Here is a 20,213-nt window from a genome sequence, read left to right as displayed (position 1 = left end):
GCATCTTCATAACACTACTTATAGCCTACACCACTGAGTAGATAAAAACAAGATTTATCGCCTATTGGCGACAAGCTATCCATCCCCACCTTTCGCCTTTGGCTTAGAAGATGGGGAATTCCGCTTGACCTGTTAAAAAGGAAATTTATCACTCTGCGATCGTCTTTCGAGTCTACCTATATTAGGCAGTATTTGCAACTAAAAACCTCAATTCCGCAGAGTGAAATTACCAGAAAAGCCCCCGGCAGACTGATCTCCCTGCCGGGGGCTTTCCATATATCCCTATATATCCGTGGCTATCATGGCGTCCATGTCGCCTTTTCTGGGAAGCATTTCGTTGTCGAACAGAAAGTCCTGGGTCCTCTTCAATTCCTCCACGTCCGACGGCCTTATGGTGGTGTCGAAATCGTAGAGGGGAAGCATGGAGATAACGTCCTCCCTGGAAAGTCCGGTCTCCTCGGCGGTGATGTCTATGGCCCTGTCCCTTTCCTGCTCCATAATGGCCCTGCTCTTGCGGTCCACCTCCAGGAACTTGCGGACCGTCTCAGGGTGGTTTCTCAGGAGATCGCCTCTAACAGCTATGACGGTTGTGGCGTCGACCAGCCCCTCGCCGTCGGCGATGATCCTGGCACCCTGCTCTGTAGCACGAAGGACCGCCGGGCCAGCGGCCAGACATGCCTCGACGTTACCGTTAAGCATGGCGGTAACCCCCTCGGAGAGGCCCATACCGACGAACTCCACATCGCTGGGCTTCAGCCCCTCCCTTTTAAGGGCCGCCACCAGCAGCTGGTGAAGGATGGTTCCCTTAGGACCGGCGACCTTTTTGCCCTTCAGGTCCGAGACCTTCTGGATAGAGCCGTCTTTCGCCAGGATGGTAAAGGCCTTAGGGGACCTGCCGTATATGCCGATCACCTTAAGGTCCACTCCGTTGACGAAGGCAAGTATCGCCGAGGTTCCCCCTAAGCAGTTGGTGATATCCACCGACCCGGACGCCAGCCCAGCGGTCTGCTTAGGACCGGCGTTCAGCTCGGGATGGGATATAGTCCACCCTGGAAAGGCCTCCTCTATAAGGCCCAGCTTCTTCTGAAGTATAGACGGAACGTTGAGAGGCGCTTTGACGTAGGTAACCGCCAGTGACCCCTTGTCCTCCGCACAGAGGACCGTGCCCGCCATCACCGTAATGGCGATAGCCAGTATCAATTTTCTCATAATGAATCAAGCTCCCTTCGACAGGACCGACAGGTCCCGATTTTTACCTCCGATAAGGCTCAATATCAGCTCTCTGAGATCCTCCCTGTCCTGAGGGGACATAGACCGTCCGTCCAGGGACTCTAAAACCGATACAACCTTTCCTCCGTCCATTACGATCAGCCGAGAGCCTATGGAAATGGCCTCGTCGACGTCGTGGGTCACGAAAAGGGTGGTGAGTTTTCTGGATCTCACTATGGACGTAAGCTCCTCCTGAAGGGCTTTTCTGGTGAAGTAGTCCAGCGCTCCGAAGGGCTCATCCAGCAGGATAAGGTCGGGGTCAAAGCCCAGTGCCCTGGCCAGGGCCACCCTCTGTGCCATTCCCCCGGACAGCTGATTCGGCATGCCGTCGGCGAAGTCGGAAAGGCCGACGGTATGGAGACAGGCCATAGCCTTTTGGGATCGACGTTGATCGTCGTCGATGACAAGCTCGACGTTTTCCCTGACCGAAAGCCAGGGCATGAGCCGTGGCTCCTGAAAGACCATTCCCACCTTTCCACTGCCCATCTTGACCGAGCCGGAGTCGAGCTTCTCAAGGCCCGCCATCACCCTCAGCAACGTGGTCTTCCCACAGCCGCTCCTGCCGAGGATGACCGATAAGGACCCCTCGGGAAAGGACAAAGTGACGTCTTTAAGGGCGTCAACCTTGCCCTTTGCCCCTAATCGATAACCCTTGCTGGCGGAAGTTATCTCACAGCTCACGAATATTCCCTCCACTCCAGGGGGCCAGACGTCGGGAAAGGATTGAAAAAAACCTATCCGACAGGCTTCCCGCTATCCCCAAAAGAAGGACCCCAACTATTATGACGTCGGACCTGGACAGCTGCTCTGCGTCGTGAATAACGTAGCCGATGCCCGAGGCGGCGGCGATTAGCTCCGCCCCTATGAGGGACCTCCAACTATAGCTCAGCCCGAGCCTCATGCCGAGCAAAATAGAGGGAAGGGCCGAGGGCACCAGTATACGTCTAAAACGCTCCTTACGGGACAGGCCAAAGGCCTTGCCTACCTCCATGAGCTTAGGGTCGCACCCTGCAACTCCCCCCTGGGTGTTAAGCAGAATAGGAAAGAAGGTCGCCATGAACACCACAACCACCTTAGAGGTCTCACCTATGCCGAACCACAGTATCACCATGGGCATTATTGCCAGAGGTGGAACGTGTCTTAAAAAGTCCAGAGTCGACTTCAGCCACACCTCCAAAGGACGGGACAGCCCTAAAGCAAACCCTAAAGGGATAGCCAGAGAGGCGGCGATTAAAAAACCTCCGACAACCCTTAAAGAACTGGCGTAGAGATGGCCCACAAGGCTACCGTTCAGGGTCATGGACCACATGGACGACAGAACCCTACTAGGAGGGGGTATCACGTAGCTGTTCCAGACCTGAAAATAGGAACCTCCAGCCCAAACAGCGACTATACCCACGGGAATAGCGAACTTGAGCCATAAAGACCTAAAACCCATCGGAACACCTCCTAACCGGAGATCCGGCCACCGGTAATTCTATCCCTATAGATTAGCTCCGTCAAACAGATCGATCCCCTGAGAATTCTCAGGGGATCGACGGTGTACTAATAACGCTAAGCCGAGAGGACCTCGATCATTTTTACCGCAAAGGTGAGATCTTTTCCCGCCAGAGCGTGGTTGCCGTCCAGGGTCACCGTCTCCTCGTCTATCTCCTTGATCGTGACGGGGAAAGGCTGACCGTCGCTGCTGGTCACCGCAAGCTGATCTCCCACGGAGGGAACGTAGTCCTCGGGCATATTCTCCTTAGGCACTGAGAAGACAAGATCCTCTCGGACCTCTCCGTAGGCCATATCGGCGGGAATCACGATGGTCTTTTCCTCTCCCTCGACCATACCGACCACACCCTGATCGAATCCGGCTATCAACTGACCGGCCCCTACGGTGAAAGCCAAGGGCTCTCTCTCCAAAGACGAGTCGAAAACCGTCCCGTCCTCGAGGGTTCCTGTGTAGTGTACCTTGACTTTGCATCCTTCGGTAGCTTTGTTCATGGCAAAAAATCCTTTCTTTCGTCGCGGTTCGTCAGGCCTGGGCCTCGACGGTCTCTATAGCCTTCATAAGCTCCTCCCACCGGGACATAGCCCGGCGAAGCTCTTCTTCCAGTGGTTTAAGGTCCACCATGAGGTTTTGGACCATAGAGGAATTCTCCAGGACCTCTGGGTCGCACAGACCGCTGTGGATCTCGTCGATCCTCGACTCCAGCTCGGAGATACGGGCCTCAAGGGACTCGACCTCCTTGACCATCGGTCTGGTCTGTCTGTAGATCCGGTTTCGCCTCTCCGCCTCCAGCCGTTTTTGATCTTTCAGGCTTAAGGAGGAGGGAACCTCGGTCTCTTGGGGCCTATCATCCTCGACCTGACCTCTTTTTTCGACGAAGTAGCTGTAGTTACCTGGGTAATCGTAAAGCTTTCCGCCCCTTATTTCAAGGACCCTGTCCACCAGGTTATCCAAAAAATACCTATCGTGGGAAACTATAACCATGGTCCCGTCGTACTCCAAAAGGGCCCTCTGAAAGAGATCCTTTGTGGCCATGTCCAGGTGATTGGTGGGCTCGTCCAGTATAAGGAAATTAGTCTGTTCCAGCAAGAGCTTAACCAGAGCAACTCTGGACTTTTCCCCTCCCGACAGGACGGAGATAGGCTTATGGATATCGTCGCCGGAGAACAGGAAGGCCCCTAGAAGGGATCTCTTGCCCTCAGGGGTCATCCTGTCGGAAGCCCCGTATATCTCCTGCCATACGGTGTTTTGGTAGTCCAGGTTGTTGCTGCTTTCCTGGGAGAAAAATCCCATCGAGACGTTGTGGCCAAGCTCGATAACCCCGCTGTCAGGCCGCTCTTTCCGGGCTATCAGCCTGGAAAGGGTCGATTTTCCCGCTCCGTTTACGCCCACTAAAGCGATCTTTTCGCCTCTGGTTATCTGGAAATCGACTCCCCCGAAAACATCTATATTTCCGTAGGATTTACCGAGGTTTTCGGCCTCCACCACCGAATGTCCACTTCTGGGGCAGGAGGGAAAGGAGATAGCCACGGTCCGATCGGGGCCATCTATCCTGACCAGCTCCATCCGCTCCAGCTTCTTTATCCTGCTTTGAACCTGGGTCGCCTTGGTGGCCTTGGCCCTGAAACGGTCTATAAACTGCTTAGTCTTCTCTATCTCCTCCACCTGTTTGGCCCTCTCCCTCTCGAGCTGGTCGAGCCTGGCGGCGCTTTCCTCAAGGTATTGGGAGAAGTTGCCCTTGTAAAGGGTTATCCTCTTATTGGAGAGCTCGGCGATAGAGTCCATTATTTTGTCCATAAAGTGCCTGTCGTGGGATATAGCCACCACCGTTCCCGGATAGGTCTTCAGCCATCCCTCAAGCCACTCCATGCTCTCCGTATCGAGGTGGTTGGTGGGCTCGTCCAGCAGAAGGACGTCGGGCCTGGACAACAGCGCAGCAGCCAGAGAGACCCTCATCTTCCACCCTCCGGAGAACTGGGAGGTCGGCCTGGAAGGGTCTTCCGGCGAAAAGCCAAGACCCTTCATCGCCTTTTTCGCCATGGCATCGAAAGAATATCCTCCTGCGGCCTCGAAGGCGACCATCGCCCTCTCGTACCTCTCAAGAGCCCTGGCCTGTCCATCCTCCCCACAGGAGGCGAGTTCGCTCTCCGCCCTCCGGAGGGAGCGTTCAAGACCGTCTATGCCCGCTCTATCCTTTATGTAATCTATTACCGGGATATCCGGAAGCTCCTGGAGGTCCTGAGGCAGATAGCCTATCCGATGCCCTGAGGTGATGGACAGATCCCCCGAGTCTCGCTCTATTATCCCCATAAGGACCTTAAGCAAGGTGGTCTTGCCGGAACCGTTAATCCCGACAAGTCCCACCTTCGTACCGTCGTTTATCCTCCAGGACAGGTTATCGTAGAGGGTCTTACCTCCTAGGACCAAGCGAAGGTTGCCTATATCGATCATGAATCCTCTTGGTCCCCGGTCCACCGCCCGCCTTTTCGAGCCTTCTCAAGCTCGAAATAGTATTTCCTCTTGATATCGTCGAGCTCCACGGAAAGCCTGCTCTCGAATTCCTTCTTGGCGAGCTCCAGCTTTCTCGAATGCTCCGACTCCATCTGGGCTATCTGGTGTTCCTTAAGGGACATCTCCCTCTGCTTTTGATTGAGTTCCTTTTCCAGCACGGCGATTCTGGAGCTCTTCTCCCTCTCCAGATCGACCAGTTCCTTACGAGCCTTCTGCTCTAATTCCCTGAGGTTCTCCTGGGCCCGCTTTTCAGAGGACTTGAGCTGATCCTGAAGAAGGGAGAGCTGTCTGGAGAACTGCTCCCTCATCTCCTTTTTCTCCCCGTTTATCCTCTCCATCTCGTCGACAACCTGTTTTTTCTCTCGACCGAGCCTTTCTCTGGAGAGAGCTTCCTCGGCGTTAAGCTCGTTGAGATGTCTTATCTTGTCCTCCAGGCTACACTGGATATCCTGCATCCTGTTTCTCTCCTGGAGGAACTGGTTCTGGAGCTCCTCTACTTTTCCTGAGTTAAGGCCCTCTATCTTCTTTATCTCGCTTCTGAGGGACTCTATCTCCTGAAGCAGAACGTAACGCTCTTCCTTGAGGGACTCGTTTTCCTTCCTTATACCCTCCATAGCTCGGAGGGAGTTTTTAGTGCGATCCAGCTCTTCCCGAAGGTCTCTGTTTTCCTGATCCACTCTGAGACGGCTCTTCTCGCAATTTTCCCTGGCGATCTCCAGGTTATTGTGGTCCTGCTGAAGCACCTCAAATCTCTGTTTGACGTCGTGGTGCTCCCTTTCCTCGGAGGCCAGCCTGTCTTTGAGGCCCTCTATTTCCTTGTCCCTGGCGTCTATCTCCTGATGGGTCCTGTGAATATAGTTTATGACCGACTGATTCAGAATCTCTAGATCGGAGTTCAGCTTCTTCTCCTCCGGGGTCTCGGTGAAAAGAACGGCTCCCGGAAGGAGGGAATCATTATCTTCCATATTTGTTCACCTCTTTACGCTACTTGTAGGTAGTATTATTCTATTTCTAAACCGAGTAAGCCCTGGATCTATAGGCTCCCTCTTCTCCTGCGACAAAACCGGTGGACCAGCATACCTGAAGATTATAGCCTCCTGTGGGACCGTCCAGATCGAGGACCTCTCCGGCGAAGAAAAGGCCCGGAACTTTCTTCGATTCCATGGACTTGGGATTTACGTCCTTAAGGGAGATGCCCCCTTTGGTCACCACAGCCCACCGATAGCCCAGAAGGTCCACCGGGGTAAGGGGCATCGCCTTCAACACCTCGACGAGAGACGCTCTCTGGTCTTTGGTCACGTCGTCTACCTTTGTATCGCCGTCCACACCGGCCAGATCGAGTACAACCGGTATTATGGCCCTCGGAAGCAGGTCTTTAAGACTGTTTTTAAGTATCTCCCTTCGGTGGGCAGCGAGGTCTCGTATTATCCGGTTATCCAGCTTTACCCTATCCAGCGCCGGTTTGAGGTCTAAAAACATCGTGGCCGGACCTTTCTCCAGAGCCTTATCCACCTCCGAGGCCATATCCATAACGATAGGCCCACTCACCCCGAAATGGGTAAAAAGCATCTCCCCAAAGCGATTGGTGACCTCTTTTCCACCCTGCCAGAGGGAAAGCTGGACGTTTTTAAGGGTTAATCCCTGAAGGTCTTTGCACCAACTCTCCTTGGTCCTCACAGGACAGATAGCTGGCTTTGTCGGGACCACCGAGTGGCCCATCTCCCTGGCCCATCGGTAACCGTCTCCGGTGGACCCGGTCTCGGGATATGAAAGCCCTCCTGTGGTTACGATTATCGACGAGGCTTTAAACAAACCTGAGTCGGTGGAGACGTCGAACCCCCTCTCACCTCTGGGGGAGATGGACCTGACAGGGGTGGAGGTGAATATCTTAACCCCTCCGTCGGCCATAAAGTCTCTGAGGGCCTGAATTACGTCCTCGCTTTTCTGGCCAGGGCCGGGAAAAACTCTGGCCCCTCTCTCTACGGTTATCTCTATACCTTTATTCTGAAAAAAGCCTAACGTCTCTTTTACCCCAAAACGGCTTAAAGACGAGAGAATAAAACGGCCGTTCTTTCCAAAAGGCTCCGCCAGCTTCATGGGATCCTCCTCCATATGGGCGAAGTTACACCTGCCCTTCCCGGTGATGGAGAGCTTGACACCTAAGGTGTCCCCCTTTTCAAGCAAGGCCACCGAAACCCCTTTAGCGCCGGCGGCACCAGCGGCCATCATTCCAGCAGGGCCTCCACCTACAACTATTACGTCAAAAACATTAGATCCCATGGATCGAACCTCTCCCTTCACCTCTCTGAGGGCCAATGATACCATCTACGACGGATCTCACGGCTCTTGACCTTAAAAATCTACCTATTGCGACTTCACATCTACCTCTTGCGTTAGTATTCAGTATACTGCTATTGTTATCTCGATAACAAGCGAGAGGCCATAGAGAATAGAACACAATCCGAACCAGGAGGGGAGAAACGAATATGTGGGATCACACAATGCCGATCGACGAGATAAGAGAGATTAGGTCAAAGACCACCGTCTACCTTGGAGTTGGAGCTATCGCCAAGATAGACTCTATAGTGGAAGATCTTAAGGCCAAAGGCATCGACAAGGTGCTCTGCGTCACAGGGAAAGGCTCCTACAAGGCCACCGGAGCCTGGGACCACGTGACCGCCGCTTTCGACAAGCACGGCGTAGGCCACGTTCTTTTCGACAAAATCCGTCCCAACCCCGAGGCTGACGACGTAGACGCCGCAGTCGCCATGGCTAAAGAGTTTGGAGCCAAGGCGGTTGTAGCCATAGGAGGAGGCAGCCCTATAGACGCGGGTAAGAGCGCGGCTATCCTCATGGAGTACCCGGAGGAGAACGCCCGCAGCCTTTACGAGTTCAAGTTCACCCCCGTCAAAGCCGCCCCTGTGGTGGCAATAAACCTGACCCACGGAACGGGCACCGAGGTGGACCGCTTTGCCGTTGTCACTATACCTGAAAAAGAGTACAAGCCCGCCATAGCCTACGACTGCATCTATCCGGCCTACGCCATAGACGACCCGGCCCTCATGACCGGCCTGTCACCGGATCAGACCAGATACACCGCCATAGACGCCATAAACCACGTCACCGAGGCGGCCACCACGAAAGTGGCATCTCCCTACACTATCCTTTTAGCTAAAGAGGTCATTAGGCTAGTATCCACCTACCTTCCTAAGGCTCTGGAGGATCCTAAGGACCTGACCGCTCGATACTACCTGCTCTACGCGTCCCTTATAGCCGGTATCTGCTTCGATAACGGCCTGCTCCACTTCACCCACGCACTGGAGCATCCCCTGAGCGGCGTCAAGCCCGATCTGGCCCACGGTCTGGGACTGGCTATGATACTCCCTGCGGTGGTCAAGTACACCTACCCCGCAAAGCCGGAGGTACTGGCGGACATCTACTCCACCATAGTGCCTGGGCTCAAAGGCAACTCCGACGAGGCGGACAGCCTGGCCCAGGGCATAGAGAAATGGCTCCAGTCGGTTGGGGTTTGCTCCAAGCTATCCGACGAGGGCTACACCGAGGAGAACATACCTAGGCTGGTGGAGCTAGCCCAGACCACTCCGTCCCTAGCTGGCCTTCTCTCTCTGGCCCCAGTGCCCTCCGGTGCCGACGTTATAGAGAGTATATACCGAGAGTCCCTTAAGCCCTACTGTAAAGGCTGCTGTTAGTGTATTGAAGGTAAGGAGCTCCCTGAGGGAGCTCCTTTGCTATTTTTTCTTCATCGAGAGGGACAGCCTCTTTCTCTTGAGGTCAACCTCCAGCACCGTCACCGAGACCTTTTGGCCGGGCTTTACAACCTGATAGGGATCTTTGACGAACTTATCGGAGAGCACGCTGACGTGAACCAATCCGTCCTGATGGACTCCCACATCCACGAAAGCCCCAAAATTTGTCACGTTGGTGACTATCCCGGGCAAAACCATCCCCGCCTTAAGGTCGGACATCTCGTTCACCGAGGGATCGAACGAAAAGGGTTTTAGCTCTTCCCTCGGATCCCTTCCGGGCTTGGCAAGCTCCTGGAGTATATCGTTTATTGTAGGTAGCCCAACGTCCTCTCCTACGTAGTTTGAGGGATCTATGGCATCTCTTAGCTCACGGTCTTTGAGCAGATCGGTCACAGAACATCCCAGGTCGGACGCCATCCTCTCCACCAGATCGTACCTCTCGGGATGGACGGAGCTGTCGTCCAGAGGGTGTTCCCCTCCTCTTATCCTTATAAACCCCGCCGCCTGCTGGTAGGTCTTAGGGCCTAGCCCCGGAACCTTGAGAAGCTCCTTCCTGGTCCTGAAAGGCCCCTCCTGTCTCCTTCTCTCCACCACCGACTTCGCCAGCTTAGGGCTCAACCCCGACACGAAGGAGAGAAGCTGAGGGCTGGCGGTGTTCACCTCGACCCCTACGGAGTTGACGCATGACGCAACAACGTCGTCCAGAGACTTCTTGAGGGCCTTCTGATCCACATCGTGCTGATACTGGCCCACCCCTATGGACTTAGGATCTATCTTTACCAGTTCCGCCAAGGGATCCATCAGCCTCCTACCGATAGACACCGCCCCTCTGTAGGACACATCGAGATCGGGAAATTCCTCCCTCGCAAGTGTCGATGCGGAGTAGATGGACGCCCCGCTCTCGTTGACCGAGTAGACCTGGGCGTCCTCAGGAAGACATTCCCTCAAAAACTGCTCCGTCTCCCTGCTGGCGGTTCCGTTTCCTACCGCCACCGCATCTATACGGTGTTCTCGGTACATCTGTCCAGCCCTCTCCAGGGCCTTGTCCCTCATATGGGCGGAGGTGTGGGGAAAGATAGTCTCGTGATGGACCATCTCGCCGGTCTCGTCGAGACAGGTCACCTTGACACCGGTTCGATATCCCGGGTCCAAGGCCATAACCCTCTTCCTGCCCAGAGGGGGGGCCATCAACACCTCCCTGACGTTTTTGGCGAAAACCGAAATAGCCTCCCTGTCCGCCTTGGTCTTCAGGGCGTTTCGGGCTTCCGTCTCCATAGAGGGCTCGAGAAGCCTCTTGTAGCCGTCCCGAATCGCCTCTTTGACCGCCTCTGAGTCTGGGCCGCTCCCTTTGACGAAGAGCCCGTCGAGCTTGGCGTAGGCCAGCTCCGCCGACGGACGAACGGTGACGGATATAACCCCTTCCGCCTCCCCTCTGAAAAGGGCCAGTATCCTGTGGGAAGGGGCCTTGAGGATAGGTTCCTCCCAGTCGAACCAGTCGGCGAACCGAGAGCCTTCCTCCTCTTTACCCGGCTTTACCTTGCTCTTTATCCGTCCGTTTCGGACGAAGATAGCTCTCATAGACGTCCTGGCCTCTATGTTCTCGCTGATCTCCTCCGCCAGAATATGGAGGGCCCCCTCCAGGGCCTCCTGAGGGGATTGAACGCCCTTTTCCGGATCGACGTATCCTTCAGCCATCTCCAGAGGGTTCAGACCGCCTTGGGCCATTACGGTATCCGCCAGAGGGGAAAGTCCCTTTTCCCTGGCTATCGTGGCCTTTGTGCGCCTCTTTGGGCGGTAGGGAAGGTATATATCCTCCAGTGCCGTGAGGGTCCTGGCCTCCTCCAACCTGACCTTGAGATCGTCGGTGAGAAGTTTTCTCTCCTCCAGAGAGGAAATAATCGCCCCTCGCCTTTTATCGGTCTCCACCAGCCTCTCCAGACCGTCCCTTATTGCAGCTATAACCACCTCGTCCAAGGTTCCCGTAGCTTCCTTGCGGTAGCGGGCTATAAAAGGTACGGTACATCCTTCGTCCAAAAGTGCCGCCGTCGCGACCACGCTGCTCTGAGGGATATTCAGCTCCTTGGCCAGAGTTTCTCTGTAAATTGCTTCCATCGTCCAGGACCTCCTAGTATATTACGGTTTGAGACCTCTATAATACAGCATAGGTATGGAAAAATGGCCCTAAAAAGGGTATCTTGTAGATGGTACTAATCCAGGGAGGTGCTTTTTTTGTCCATATACAGAGGGCTCGCCATGACGGTGGCGGGCAGCGATTCAGGTGGTGGCGCAGGAATACAGGCGGACCTCAAGACCTTCGCCGCACTGAAGGTCTTCGGAACCTCGGCCATAACGGCGATAACCGTCCAAAATAGCCTTGGCGTCCACGGGGTACACACCGTACCTCCGGAAATCGTAATAGACCAGATGAAAGCTGTCCTGTCGGACTTCAATATCGGAGCGGTAAAAACCGGGATGCTCGGAAACAGCGAGACCATAGAGGCGGTCTGCGAAGGCATAAGATCCTGGCCGGTGGATAAATTGGTGGTCGACCCGGTAATGGTAGCCCAAAGCGGCGACTCTCTGCTGGAGGACTCCGCAGTACGAGCCATAAAAGAACAGCTCCTACCCTTGGCCCTTCTGGTGACCCCTAACGTACCGGAGGCGGAAAAACTGACAGGACTGTCCATATCGGACGTACAGGGCATGATTCACGCTGCCTCCGCCATAGGGGAGATGGGACCTAAAGGGGTATTGGTAAAAGGGGGGCACCTGAGCGGCGAAACCATGAACGACGTCCTCTGGATCTCGGGGAAATCGATCACGCTCAGTTCGCCGAGGATAGAGACGGAAAACAACCACGGCACAGGCTGTACCCTCAGTGCAGCTATAACCGCCGAGCTGGCGGCGGGATGCGATCTTAAAGAGGCGGTGGAACGAGGCAGGGCTTATCTAAGGCTTGCCCTGGAGAACGGATTTAAACCCGGCAAGGGATACGGCCCGACAGGACACTGTGTCACCGCCGATTGGCTTTAGGGAGGAGAGTGTTAGTTATGAACGTACCGGAAAAACTCAGACACTGCTGGGAGACCGTAGGACAGATAAGACCTCTGGTCTACCACGTCACCAACTTCGTAGCCGCCTCCTTTCAGGCGGACATATGCCTGGCCCTAGGTGCATCGCCGGTCATGTCTCCGTCGGAAAAAGAGGCCCCTGAACTGGTCAGAGTCGCCGACTCGGTGCTTATAAACATAGGGACTCCCACCGAGTCGTCGATAAAGACCATCCACGCCGCCATGAGAACCGCCGGTGTCACAGGGAAACCGGTGGTGCTCGACCCCGTCGGCTACGGTTCGACAGAGAAACGAACCTCTCTGGTGGACGACATCATGAGACGATACGCCGTCTCCATCATAAAAGGCAACGCCTCGGAGATAGCCCTAATGGCGGGCTGTCAGGGAACTACCAGAGGTGTGGACGCCACAGGGACCTGTCGAGCGGACACCGCTGCCTTTAAGCTGGCCCAGAAGTACGGGACCATAGCGATAGCCACAGGCAGGACGAACTACGTAAGCGACGGGAACAGGGTCTTCGAGATCCACGGAGGAAGCGACATGATGGAGAGGATAACCGCCGGAGGCTGTGGGGTTGGATCGATCATAGCGGCCATACTGGGATCCAGCGGCGACGTGCTGGCCTCGGCTATAGCGGGCCTTCTCGCCATGGACATAGCGGCGGAAAAGGCCCTGGAGGCCGGACCGGGAAGCTTCAAGGTCTCCCTTATAGACCACCTCTACGGCCTGTCCAGAACAGGCCTCGGAGACCTGGAGGGTAGACTGTCCCTCCAGGACAGAATCGTGGGATGAAGATGGACCCATCCATACTGAGCCTCTACGTGATCCCCGACAGATCCATCGGTGCCCCAAGGTCCCTGGCGGAACAGGCCAGTCTGGCGCTGGACGGAGGAGCCACCGCCATCCAGCTAAGAGATAAGGCAATGTCCTCGTCGGAGATGACGAAAATAGCCCGCTCCCTCACAGGGCTGTGCCATAACAAGGGGGCCAAGCTCTTCGTCAACGACCGTCTAGAGGTCGCACTGACAGCAGAGGCCGACGGCTGTCACCTAGGTCAGTCGGACTATCCTCTATCGAAAGCCAGAAAGATGGCACCGAGACCTTTCCTGATCGGCCTGTCGGTCCATACCCCCGAACAGGCTCGGATCGCCGAGGAAGAGGGGGCGGACTACATAGGGGTCGGGGCAATCTTCCCCACAGGAACCAAAGACGACGCATCGGTCATAGGCCTTGAGGGCCTGAGGGAGATAGCCCGTTCCACCACCTTGCCCATTGTAGCCATAGGGGGAATCGCCCTGTCGAACGGCCCCTCGGTGATGGAGGCAGGGGCCTCGGGCATAGCGGTCGTATCGGCGGTGGTCGGGACCTCCGACCCGACAAGTTCGGCGAGAGAACTCCTAAAGCTGGTGAGATCATGAAGCGGGCTGAATACGAAAAGATCCGTTATCAAGCCAAAGACCTCACGGCCAAGGCCAACATCGCCGTCAGGGACGAAGAGTGGGAAAGCTACGAGGTGGCGGACTACGGCCTAGGCGACTTCTACTCCGTGGGACTCGGGATCATAGTCTACGTCAACACCGACAGGGTATGCACCAAAGAGCTGGTCCTTTTTCCCAATCAGCATAGCCCCGAACACCGCCATCCACCGATCGGCGGAGGCGACGGCAAAGAGGAGACCTTCCGCTGTCGGTACGGAACCTGTTATCTGTTCGTCGAGGGAGACCCAACCGAAACGGTCTCCTGTCAACCGCCGGACCTCTGCGGCCCCTGGTGTACCGTATGGCATCAGATAACATTAAACCCCGGAGACCAGTACACATTGATGCCCAACGTCCTTCACTGGTTTCAGGCAGGGCCGGAGGGATGTGTGGTGTCCGAGTTCTCCACCCACAGCGACGACGGCTCCGACGTCTTCACAAACCCGAACATCCGCCGAATCCCGGTGATAGAGGGCTAACGTGACCAGGGCCATACTCTGCGCCGGAGAGGCGTTGGTGGACCTCATATCCCTCTCCCCAGGCATGGGACTAGGGGACTCGACGCTGTTCGAGAGTCGCCTAGGAGGAGCCCCTATGAACGTGGCCATAGGGGCTCGTCGCCTGGGGGCGTCGGTTAGCTTTTTGGGGAAAATAGGGTGCGATCCCTTCGGGGACCGACTTTGGTCCGCTATGGAGAGGGAGGGACTGGATCTCTCCCCCTCGGTCCGTGAAGGGGGAACCTCCACAACCTTGGCCTTCGTCGCCCTTGACCGAGATGGAAAACCGCAGTTTCGGTTTTACCGGGACAACGCCGCCGACGTATCCCTAAAAGAGGAGGAAGTGGCCTCGGTGGATCCCCGCCGTTGGAGTTGTCTATCCTTCGGCTCCATATCCCTGCTGGAGGAGCCGTCCTCATCGACCTATCTAGGGCTATTCGGTCGTTTTAGGGAGGCGGGAGTCATAACCGCCTACGATCCCAACGTCCGCCCTCTGGCGATAGACAGGCCGGAACATTTCAGGTCCATCGCAATGGAAGTCATATCCAAAGCGGATATAGTGAAAATCAGCGACGACGACCTTCGGTGGCTGTGCCCAAGCAAAGAGCCAGAGGAATCGCTGATGGACCTGCCTATATCACAGGGATCGGTGGCCTTTCTCACTCTTGGGGCCAGGGGAGCGATGGCCCGAAAGGGAGAGACGGTCACATCGGTTCCGGCCCATCCGGTGGAGGTCAAAGACACCACCGGCTGTGGCGATGCCTTCATGGCGGCGATATTGGTAAAGCTGGGACAGATGGACAGGGAGGAACTGCACCGCCTACATCAGGACTATCTGACTAAAACCGCCGCCTTCGGCTGTGCGGCGGCATCGGTGGTGGCAGGGAGGATAGGGGCGGCCTTCGCCATGGGGACCTTAGAGGAGGTGATAGCACGTGGAGGGACTGGACTTTAGGACCGTTGTGCTAGGAGGCTTTATACTTTTTTGCGTGTGTATCATACTGGTAGGAACGCTGTGGCGACAGAGTAGAGGGCGGTTTTGCGGTCTTGGATACTCTTTTTTGGGCTTCATCCTCATTTCCTTAGGTCTAGGACTGATGTTTCTGAGGGGGATCGTCGGTCCATTCTTCTCTGTGGTGATGGTGAACAGCCTCATGATAGTGGGGCTCATCTTCGGTTTGATCGGTTTGGAAACCTTCTTAGGCTTAAAAAACTCTCACCGCAAAGACTTTATAATCTTGACTATACTTACATCAGCTATAGCCTACTTCACCTACTTAAATCCCAGCACTCCCAAAAGGATAGCCTGTTTCTCCGCATCGATGTCTTACTTCTCATGGCGCTACATCAGGATCGCTATACTCGACGCTGACCGATCGAGAAAAAATCTGACACTGGGAATTGGGCTAGTTTTTGTCGTATATTTTATAATAGCCGTAGCAAGATTTATAACAGCCTTATCCCTATACTATGATGCTCACTCGTTAGAGCTTCCCTCCGGTGGCATAGAAATATTTTTCGGCTACGCCCAACAGACTCTAATCGTGCTCTGGGCCTATGCTCTGAATCTGATGGTAAATAAGAAACTCATGCAGGAACTGGACAAGGAGAGACTAAAATTCTCAGCCGTATTCAACGGATCCCCTCATGGCATAGTCCTCACCAAGCTCTCCGACGGAGAAATCATAGACGCCAATCCTGGCCTGACGAGAATGCTTGGCCTCGACTACAAAAATGTACTGGGCAAAACCATAGTAAAAATAGAGCTATGCGCCTCATTAGAGGAGCGATCGAAAATGATACGCAGAGTCTTGCAGGACGGTTCGGTTAGGGATATGGAGATAAAGTTCAAACATTCCTCTGGCAGGCAGGTCGTGGGAGCACTGTCCATAGACCAAGTATCGGTCAACGGCGAGGGAGTTCTGCTGTCCACCATAGTGGACGTCACTGAACAAAAGGACATGGAACAGCAGATAGCTAAAATGGCTCAAACCGATCCATTAACAGGGCTTCTGAACCGAGCGGCCTTCTCCGACAGACTCGACAGAGCGATGAAAAAAGCATCCTTCAAGGGACAAAAACTATCCCTTATGTTTTTAGACCTGGACAGGTTCAAACCGGTTAACGACGACTTCGGCCACGCAGTCGGCGACGTTGTACTGAGGCAAACCACAGAGAGGATAACCGACGCCGTCGGGAACGACGGCACGGTGGGCAGGATAGGGGGAGACGAGTTCGTCGTTCTGGTTCCGTTCGGAGAGGAACAGGCTAGATCGATAGGAGAAAGGATCGTGTTAGCTATAGAGAGGCCCTTCGAGATCGACGATCGATCCATCAGGATATCCTGTAGCGTCGGGATAGCGATCTACCCAGACCACGGAACCGACGAGATAGAGTTGGCGAAGAACGCCGATCAGGCCATGTACGCCGTGAAAAAAGCAGGTGGCAACGGAGTTAGGGTTTTCGGGCAAACCGATGATACCGACAGGATCCGCCTGGAAGGAGCGTGGGGATGATGGGGGAAGACAACGATGATCCCTGAAAGGCCTAAGATCTATCATATATTGCATCTTGACGTGTTGTCTAAAATACTGTCCTCAAACTGCTTGCTGTGCGACGCTGAGGTTCAAAAGAAAGGCCCAAGTAGCGTTAACATAGGTATTGAGCAAATCAAAAAAAGACGGCTAGAAAGCAAGCTCCCCAGCCATCCAGAATTATGCGTCGGTGAGTGCGTCCCTTTTTATTTTTGCCCGAGATCGGTAATGTTATATTTGATCTACAAGGGAAATCATCCTCAACTTTCATACCGTGACGGACAAGAGTCCATAGTGCATATTGAGGCTGATCTCTATAACTCTCTGCGATGGGCTCAGGATAACCAGAGACGATGGGCCTTTACCCTATCCAATGCTGGATCTAGGTATTTTGAAGACCGAAGCAACATAAATGACCTCAAAGATCTAAACTGGGAAGCTATAATGTCGGACCAATGGTCCAATCCTAAAATCAAAGAAGGTAAACAAGCTGAATTTTTGATGGAGCACAGCTTCCCGCTTAGTCTCATCGAAAGGCTAGGTGTCAAGTCAAATAAAATGCTTGATTTAACATATAATTTATTATATAGTTTTCAAAAAAACTTATCTGTCAGAACAATGCCTGAATGGTACTATTAACCAGAGGAGGTGTTGATAGTGATAGAGTATAAAAGCGGAGACATCCTATCGGAAGATGTAGAGGCATTGGTCAACACCGTAAACTGTGTGGGAGTGATGGGGAGAGGTATCGCCCTCCAGTTTAAAAAAGCATACCCAGATAATTTTAAAATCTACAAAAAAGCCTGCGATGAAAAAAGGGTAGAACCTGGCAAAATGACTGTCTATGAGACAGGATTACTTACCAACCCTAAATTAATAATAAACTTTCCAACAAAACGACACTGGCGCAATAGCAGCACAATTAACGATATCGAAATAGGGTTGAAGGCCTTGATTGAATTAGTTAAAAACCAAGGCATCAAATCTATCGCCATACCTCCCTTAGGATGCGGACTAGGGGGCTTAGAATGGTCCGATGTAAAACCCCGTATTTTAGCGGCCTTCCAGGACCTGGAAAAAGTTCACGTCGTTATATATGAACCTCTAGAACTAAACGATGCCGTCAAAACCGTTCGTAGCAAAGAACCTCAGATGACCGCTGGACGGGCCGCTTTAATAGGCTTGATGGATCGTTACCTCAATGGTTTTATGGATCCTTTTATATCGCTACTGGAAATACATAAACTGATGTACTTTCTGCAAGAGGCAGGAGAACCTCTTAGATTAAGATATCGCAAAGCTTGGTATGGCCCATACGCAGACAACTTACGACACGTACTAAACGTTATAGAGGGACATCTGGTATCAGGATATCTGGATGGGGGAGATACCCCAGAGAAACAGATCAACATCCTGCCTGGAGCGGTAGAAAAAGCTAAGTCATATCTGGAGGATACCCCCGCGACCGCAAACCGCTTTGACAGAGTTTCGGAGCTAGTAAATGGGTTTGAATCTCCTTTTGGAATGGAGCTTCTTGCCTCTGTTCACTGGGTGGTAACCCAGGAAAAGGCTCTAGATAAGGATCAAATCGTAGATGCGATTTACTCGTGGAGTGACCATAAGAAACAATTTTCATCTCGTCAGATCGGCATTGCCTTTGACGTCTTAGCGGAAAAGGGCTGGTTTCCTAACCTTCCTGCCTAGACATTTTGAGGATCTGGATAGAAGGAGCGTGAGGATAATGGGCAGAGGTATAACCCTATTCAGAGGGGATATCACCACCATGGAGGTGGATGCCATAGTCAACGCCGCCAACAGCTCCCTGTTGGGAGGAGGAGGCGTCGACGGGGCGATCCACCGGGCCGCCGGGCCTGAGCTCCTTGAGGCCTGCAAAAAACTGGGGGGATGCACCACAGGTGACAGCAAGATAACCTTTGGATACTCCCTCCCGGCGAGATACGTGATACACACCGTGGGCCCGGTGTGGAAGGGGGGAAAATCCGGCGAGGCCAAGCTGCTGGCCTCCTGCTACAGGAGGAGCCTGGAGCTGGCGAGGGACCACGACTGCAAGACCGTGGCATTCCCCGCCATAAGCTGCGGCGTCTACGGCTACCCGATAAAAGAGGCCTGCACCGTGGCGGTTGAGACTATTAGGGCGTTCCTGGAGACCGATGACAAACTGGAGAGTGTGTATCTGGTGGCCTTTGGGGATGAGGTGGCGGAAGGGTATCGTGAGCTGGGGCTGTAACCTTGGATACGCTTATAGAGCAATGAATGTCAATAATTTTTTAAAAATATGCCTTTAGATCGGACAGGGCAGTTATCGAAAAAAACCTCATAACTGCCCTTAAAGCTCAGGAAGGTGGGGCAAGACACAGTTTTACTGGTAAACCATATCAAATTATAAGCGTACCCTCTGGATCATAGCCAGGTTTTGCTCCAACATGTTCCACTCGTCTTTTCCAGTTTGCCCCTAAAAAATAAAATCGGAGGCTGTCTTTTTCTTCATCTATTATTTTTAATAATTTATACCTCAAATCAGTCCACTGAGAAGGATCCACTAAGCACTCAAAAACAGAGTTCTGAACTCTTTGGCCATAATTCTCACACAACTTAGCGACATGTCGCAACCTCTTCTGCCCATCCGCGGACTTAGTCTCCACGTCGTAGGTAACAAGCACCATCATAAGGAACGCCCCCTCCTACGTTATCGCCATCTCATCGGAGGGTACTCAGGAAGATCCCCTCTCAGAAAACGAGCCATGATGAGAGCCTGGCATTGTGGCAACAACCCCATCGAAACCTTTTCATCGAGAAATGGGTGTCTTATTTCCTCTTGTTTCCTTTTTTGATACGCACCAAGAACTACCCTCCTCGTCTCATCGTCCATCGTTACCCCACCACTCTCTCTGACTATGAATCCACCAGGGGAAACTTGGCGTCTGTTTATGAGAGATATAACCAATCTATCCGCCATTAAAGGCCGCAACTCCTCCATTAGATCGAGGGCTAGGCTCGGCCTGCCAGGCCTCTCTCTATGCAAAAAACCGACCTGAGGATCCAAACCGACCCCTTCGAGGGCACTACAGACATCGTGACATAAAAGCGTATACACAAAAGAGAGCAAGGCGTTTACTCTGTCGAGGGGAGGTCTACGATTTCTACCGTTAAACGGAAAATCCTCAGATTGTGTGGTTATGAGATTATCTAACACAGCAAAATACGCTTTAGCTGCCTCCCCTTCCTTTCCTCTGATGGAATCCAGCTTCATAGGTCTCTTTAACTCTTCAAGTATTATCGCCAACCGACAAGAACACTCCTCCAGTTTTTCCTTGCCCGGTACATGATCATCTCTGATTCCTCTGCGTATAGACGTTCGGCTGTTCGCTATTTTTGCTACGACAATATTTCTTGCCAACAGGCTACTTTTTTCAGGATCCCCGGAGATCCTAAACTGCTCTTTTCGTAACTATTCAGTCCCCCTGCCGATTTAGGTCCTAAACCAGCAGTTCCTTAGTTTCTTGCAACGTGATATCATGGCATCAGAATAAATCTGAAAGGAGGCCTATCCATGTTTCAGAAGCCCACCTA

Annotated in this window: 19 protein-coding genes and 1 pseudogene; 10 read left to right on the top strand and 10 right to left on the bottom strand. The window is 53.5% G+C overall.

The features are described from left to right. Window positions 1–282: 282 nt before the first annotated feature. From B9Y55_RS11700 to B9Y55_RS11670, 7 genes are all read right to left on the bottom strand, one after another. The gene (locus B9Y55_RS11700) at window positions 283–1,209 is read right to left on the bottom strand and encodes an ABC transporter substrate-binding protein (RefSeq protein WP_085545537.1); all 927 of its coding nucleotides are present in this window, start codon (window positions 1,207–1,209) and stop codon (window positions 283–285) included. 6 nt (window positions 1,210–1,215) lie between these two features. Further along, window positions 1,216–1,950, bottom strand: a complete 735-nt coding sequence (locus tag B9Y55_RS11695) for an ABC transporter ATP-binding protein (protein WP_085545536.1) — start codon at window positions 1,948–1,950, stop codon at window positions 1,216–1,218. Further along, window positions 1,940–2,707, bottom strand: coding sequence for an ABC transporter permease (locus B9Y55_RS11690; RefSeq protein WP_085545535.1), 768 nt, complete (start codon window positions 2,705–2,707; stop codon window positions 1,940–1,942). The genes B9Y55_RS11695 and B9Y55_RS11690 overlap by 11 nt, the downstream gene beginning before the upstream one ends. Window positions 2,708–2,823: 116 nt before the next feature. Next, entirely contained in the window at window positions 2,824–3,258 is a 435-nt protein-coding gene (locus B9Y55_RS11685) for an FKBP-type peptidyl-prolyl cis-trans isomerase (RefSeq protein WP_085545534.1), read from the bottom strand. A gap of 31 nt (window positions 3,259–3,289) precedes the next feature. Then, window positions 3,290–5,215, bottom strand: coding sequence for an ABC transporter ATP-binding protein (locus B9Y55_RS11680; RefSeq protein ID WP_085545533.1), 1,926 nt, complete (start codon window positions 5,213–5,215; stop codon window positions 3,290–3,292). Beyond that, on the bottom strand, window positions 5,212–6,240 hold the full coding sequence (locus B9Y55_RS11675; RefSeq protein WP_085545532.1) for a coiled-coil domain-containing protein: 1,029 nt from the start codon (window positions 6,238–6,240) through the stop codon (window positions 5,212–5,214). The genes B9Y55_RS11680 and B9Y55_RS11675 overlap by 4 nt, the downstream gene beginning before the upstream one ends. A 46-nt stretch (window positions 6,241–6,286) precedes the next feature. After that, window positions 6,287–7,555 (bottom strand): BaiN/RdsA family NAD(P)/FAD-dependent oxidoreductase, encoded by a 1,269-nt coding sequence (locus B9Y55_RS11670; RefSeq protein ID WP_159448345.1) that lies wholly within the window; start codon window positions 7,553–7,555, stop codon window positions 6,287–6,289. A 206-nt stretch (window positions 7,556–7,761) separates the two neighbouring features. On the opposite strand from B9Y55_RS11670, the gene B9Y55_RS11665 reads away from it, so the two are divergent. Then, entirely contained in the window at window positions 7,762–8,985 is a 1,224-nt protein-coding gene (locus B9Y55_RS11665) for an iron-containing alcohol dehydrogenase (RefSeq protein ID WP_085545530.1), read from the top strand. Between the two features lie 39 nt (window positions 8,986–9,024). Here the strand turns inward: B9Y55_RS11665 and B9Y55_RS11660 are convergent, their stop codons facing one another. Further along, window positions 9,025–11,154 (bottom strand): Tex family protein, encoded by a 2,130-nt coding sequence (locus tag B9Y55_RS11660; protein WP_085545529.1) that lies wholly within the window; start codon window positions 11,152–11,154, stop codon window positions 9,025–9,027. A 117-nt stretch (window positions 11,155–11,271) separates the two neighbouring features. On the opposite strand from B9Y55_RS11660, the gene thiD reads away from it, so the two are divergent. The 9 genes from thiD to B9Y55_RS11615 are packed head-to-tail and all read left to right on the top strand — an operon-like array spanning window position 11,272 to window position 18,870. Beyond that, window positions 11,272–12,075, top strand: coding sequence for a bifunctional hydroxymethylpyrimidine kinase/phosphomethylpyrimidine kinase (gene thiD / locus B9Y55_RS11655; RefSeq protein ID WP_085545528.1), 804 nt, complete (start codon window positions 11,272–11,274; stop codon window positions 12,073–12,075). Window positions 12,076–12,092: 17 nt separating this feature from the next. Then, entirely contained in the window at window positions 12,093–12,905 is an 813-nt protein-coding gene (gene thiM, locus B9Y55_RS11650) for a hydroxyethylthiazole kinase (protein WP_085545527.1), read from the top strand. Continuing rightward, window positions 12,902–13,531: a thiamine phosphate synthase gene (gene thiE, locus B9Y55_RS11645; protein ID WP_234986231.1), complete on the top strand. Its 630-nt coding sequence runs from the start codon at window positions 12,902–12,904 to the stop codon at window positions 13,529–13,531. Before thiM ends, thiE begins: the two co-directional genes overlap by 4 nt. Beyond that, the gene (locus B9Y55_RS11640) at window positions 13,528–14,070 is read left to right on the top strand and encodes a D-lyxose/D-mannose family sugar isomerase (RefSeq protein WP_085545526.1); all 543 of its coding nucleotides are present in this window, start codon (window positions 13,528–13,530) and stop codon (window positions 14,068–14,070) included. The genes thiE and B9Y55_RS11640 overlap by 4 nt, the downstream gene beginning before the upstream one ends. A gap of 1 nt (window position 14,071) precedes the next feature. Next, window positions 14,072–15,043: a carbohydrate kinase family protein gene (locus B9Y55_RS11635; protein ID WP_085545525.1), complete on the top strand. Its 972-nt coding sequence runs from the start codon at window positions 14,072–14,074 to the stop codon at window positions 15,041–15,043. Further along, window positions 15,024–16,604: a diguanylate cyclase domain-containing protein gene (locus B9Y55_RS11630; RefSeq protein WP_085545524.1), complete on the top strand. Its 1,581-nt coding sequence runs from the start codon at window positions 15,024–15,026 to the stop codon at window positions 16,602–16,604. Before B9Y55_RS11635 ends, B9Y55_RS11630 begins: the two co-directional genes overlap by 20 nt. A gap of 15 nt (window positions 16,605–16,619) precedes the next feature. Continuing rightward, window positions 16,620–17,261, top strand: coding sequence for a type II toxin-antitoxin system toxin DNA ADP-ribosyl transferase DarT (gene darT / locus B9Y55_RS13745; protein ID WP_085545523.1), 642 nt, complete (start codon window positions 16,620–16,622; stop codon window positions 17,259–17,261). Between the two features lie 18 nt (window positions 17,262–17,279). Then, complete coding sequence (gene darG / locus B9Y55_RS11620) at window positions 17,280–18,326, top strand: type II toxin-antitoxin system antitoxin DNA ADP-ribosyl glycohydrolase DarG (protein ID WP_085545522.1); 1,047 nt, start codon at window positions 17,280–17,282, stop codon at window positions 18,324–18,326. Between the two features lie 37 nt (window positions 18,327–18,363). Beyond that, window positions 18,364–18,870 (top strand): O-acetyl-ADP-ribose deacetylase, encoded by a 507-nt coding sequence (locus tag B9Y55_RS11615; protein WP_085545521.1) that lies wholly within the window; start codon window positions 18,364–18,366, stop codon window positions 18,868–18,870. Between the two features lie 148 nt (window positions 18,871–19,018). Here B9Y55_RS11615 and cas2 read toward each other — a convergent pair whose 3' ends face one another. Together cas2 and cas1 are read right to left on the bottom strand one after the other, a co-directional pair. Further along, window positions 19,019–19,309: a CRISPR-associated endonuclease Cas2 gene (gene cas2, locus B9Y55_RS11610; RefSeq protein WP_085545520.1), complete on the bottom strand. Its 291-nt coding sequence runs from the start codon at window positions 19,307–19,309 to the stop codon at window positions 19,019–19,021. 20 nt (window positions 19,310–19,329) lie between these two features. Then, window positions 19,330–20,079: pseudogene (gene cas1, locus B9Y55_RS11605) on the bottom strand (CRISPR-associated endonuclease Cas1); the annotation flags it as partial. Window positions 20,080–20,213: the final 134 nt, after the last annotated feature.

Origin of the sequence: Dethiosulfovibrio salsuginis, from assembly GCF_900177735.1 — a bacterium.
GTDB classification, from domain to species: Bacteria; Synergistota; Synergistia; order Synergistales; family Dethiosulfovibrionaceae; genus Dethiosulfovibrio; species Dethiosulfovibrio salsuginis.
The sequence above is the reverse complement of the archived record's forward strand: the minus strand, read 5'-3'. Positions and strand labels throughout refer to the sequence as shown.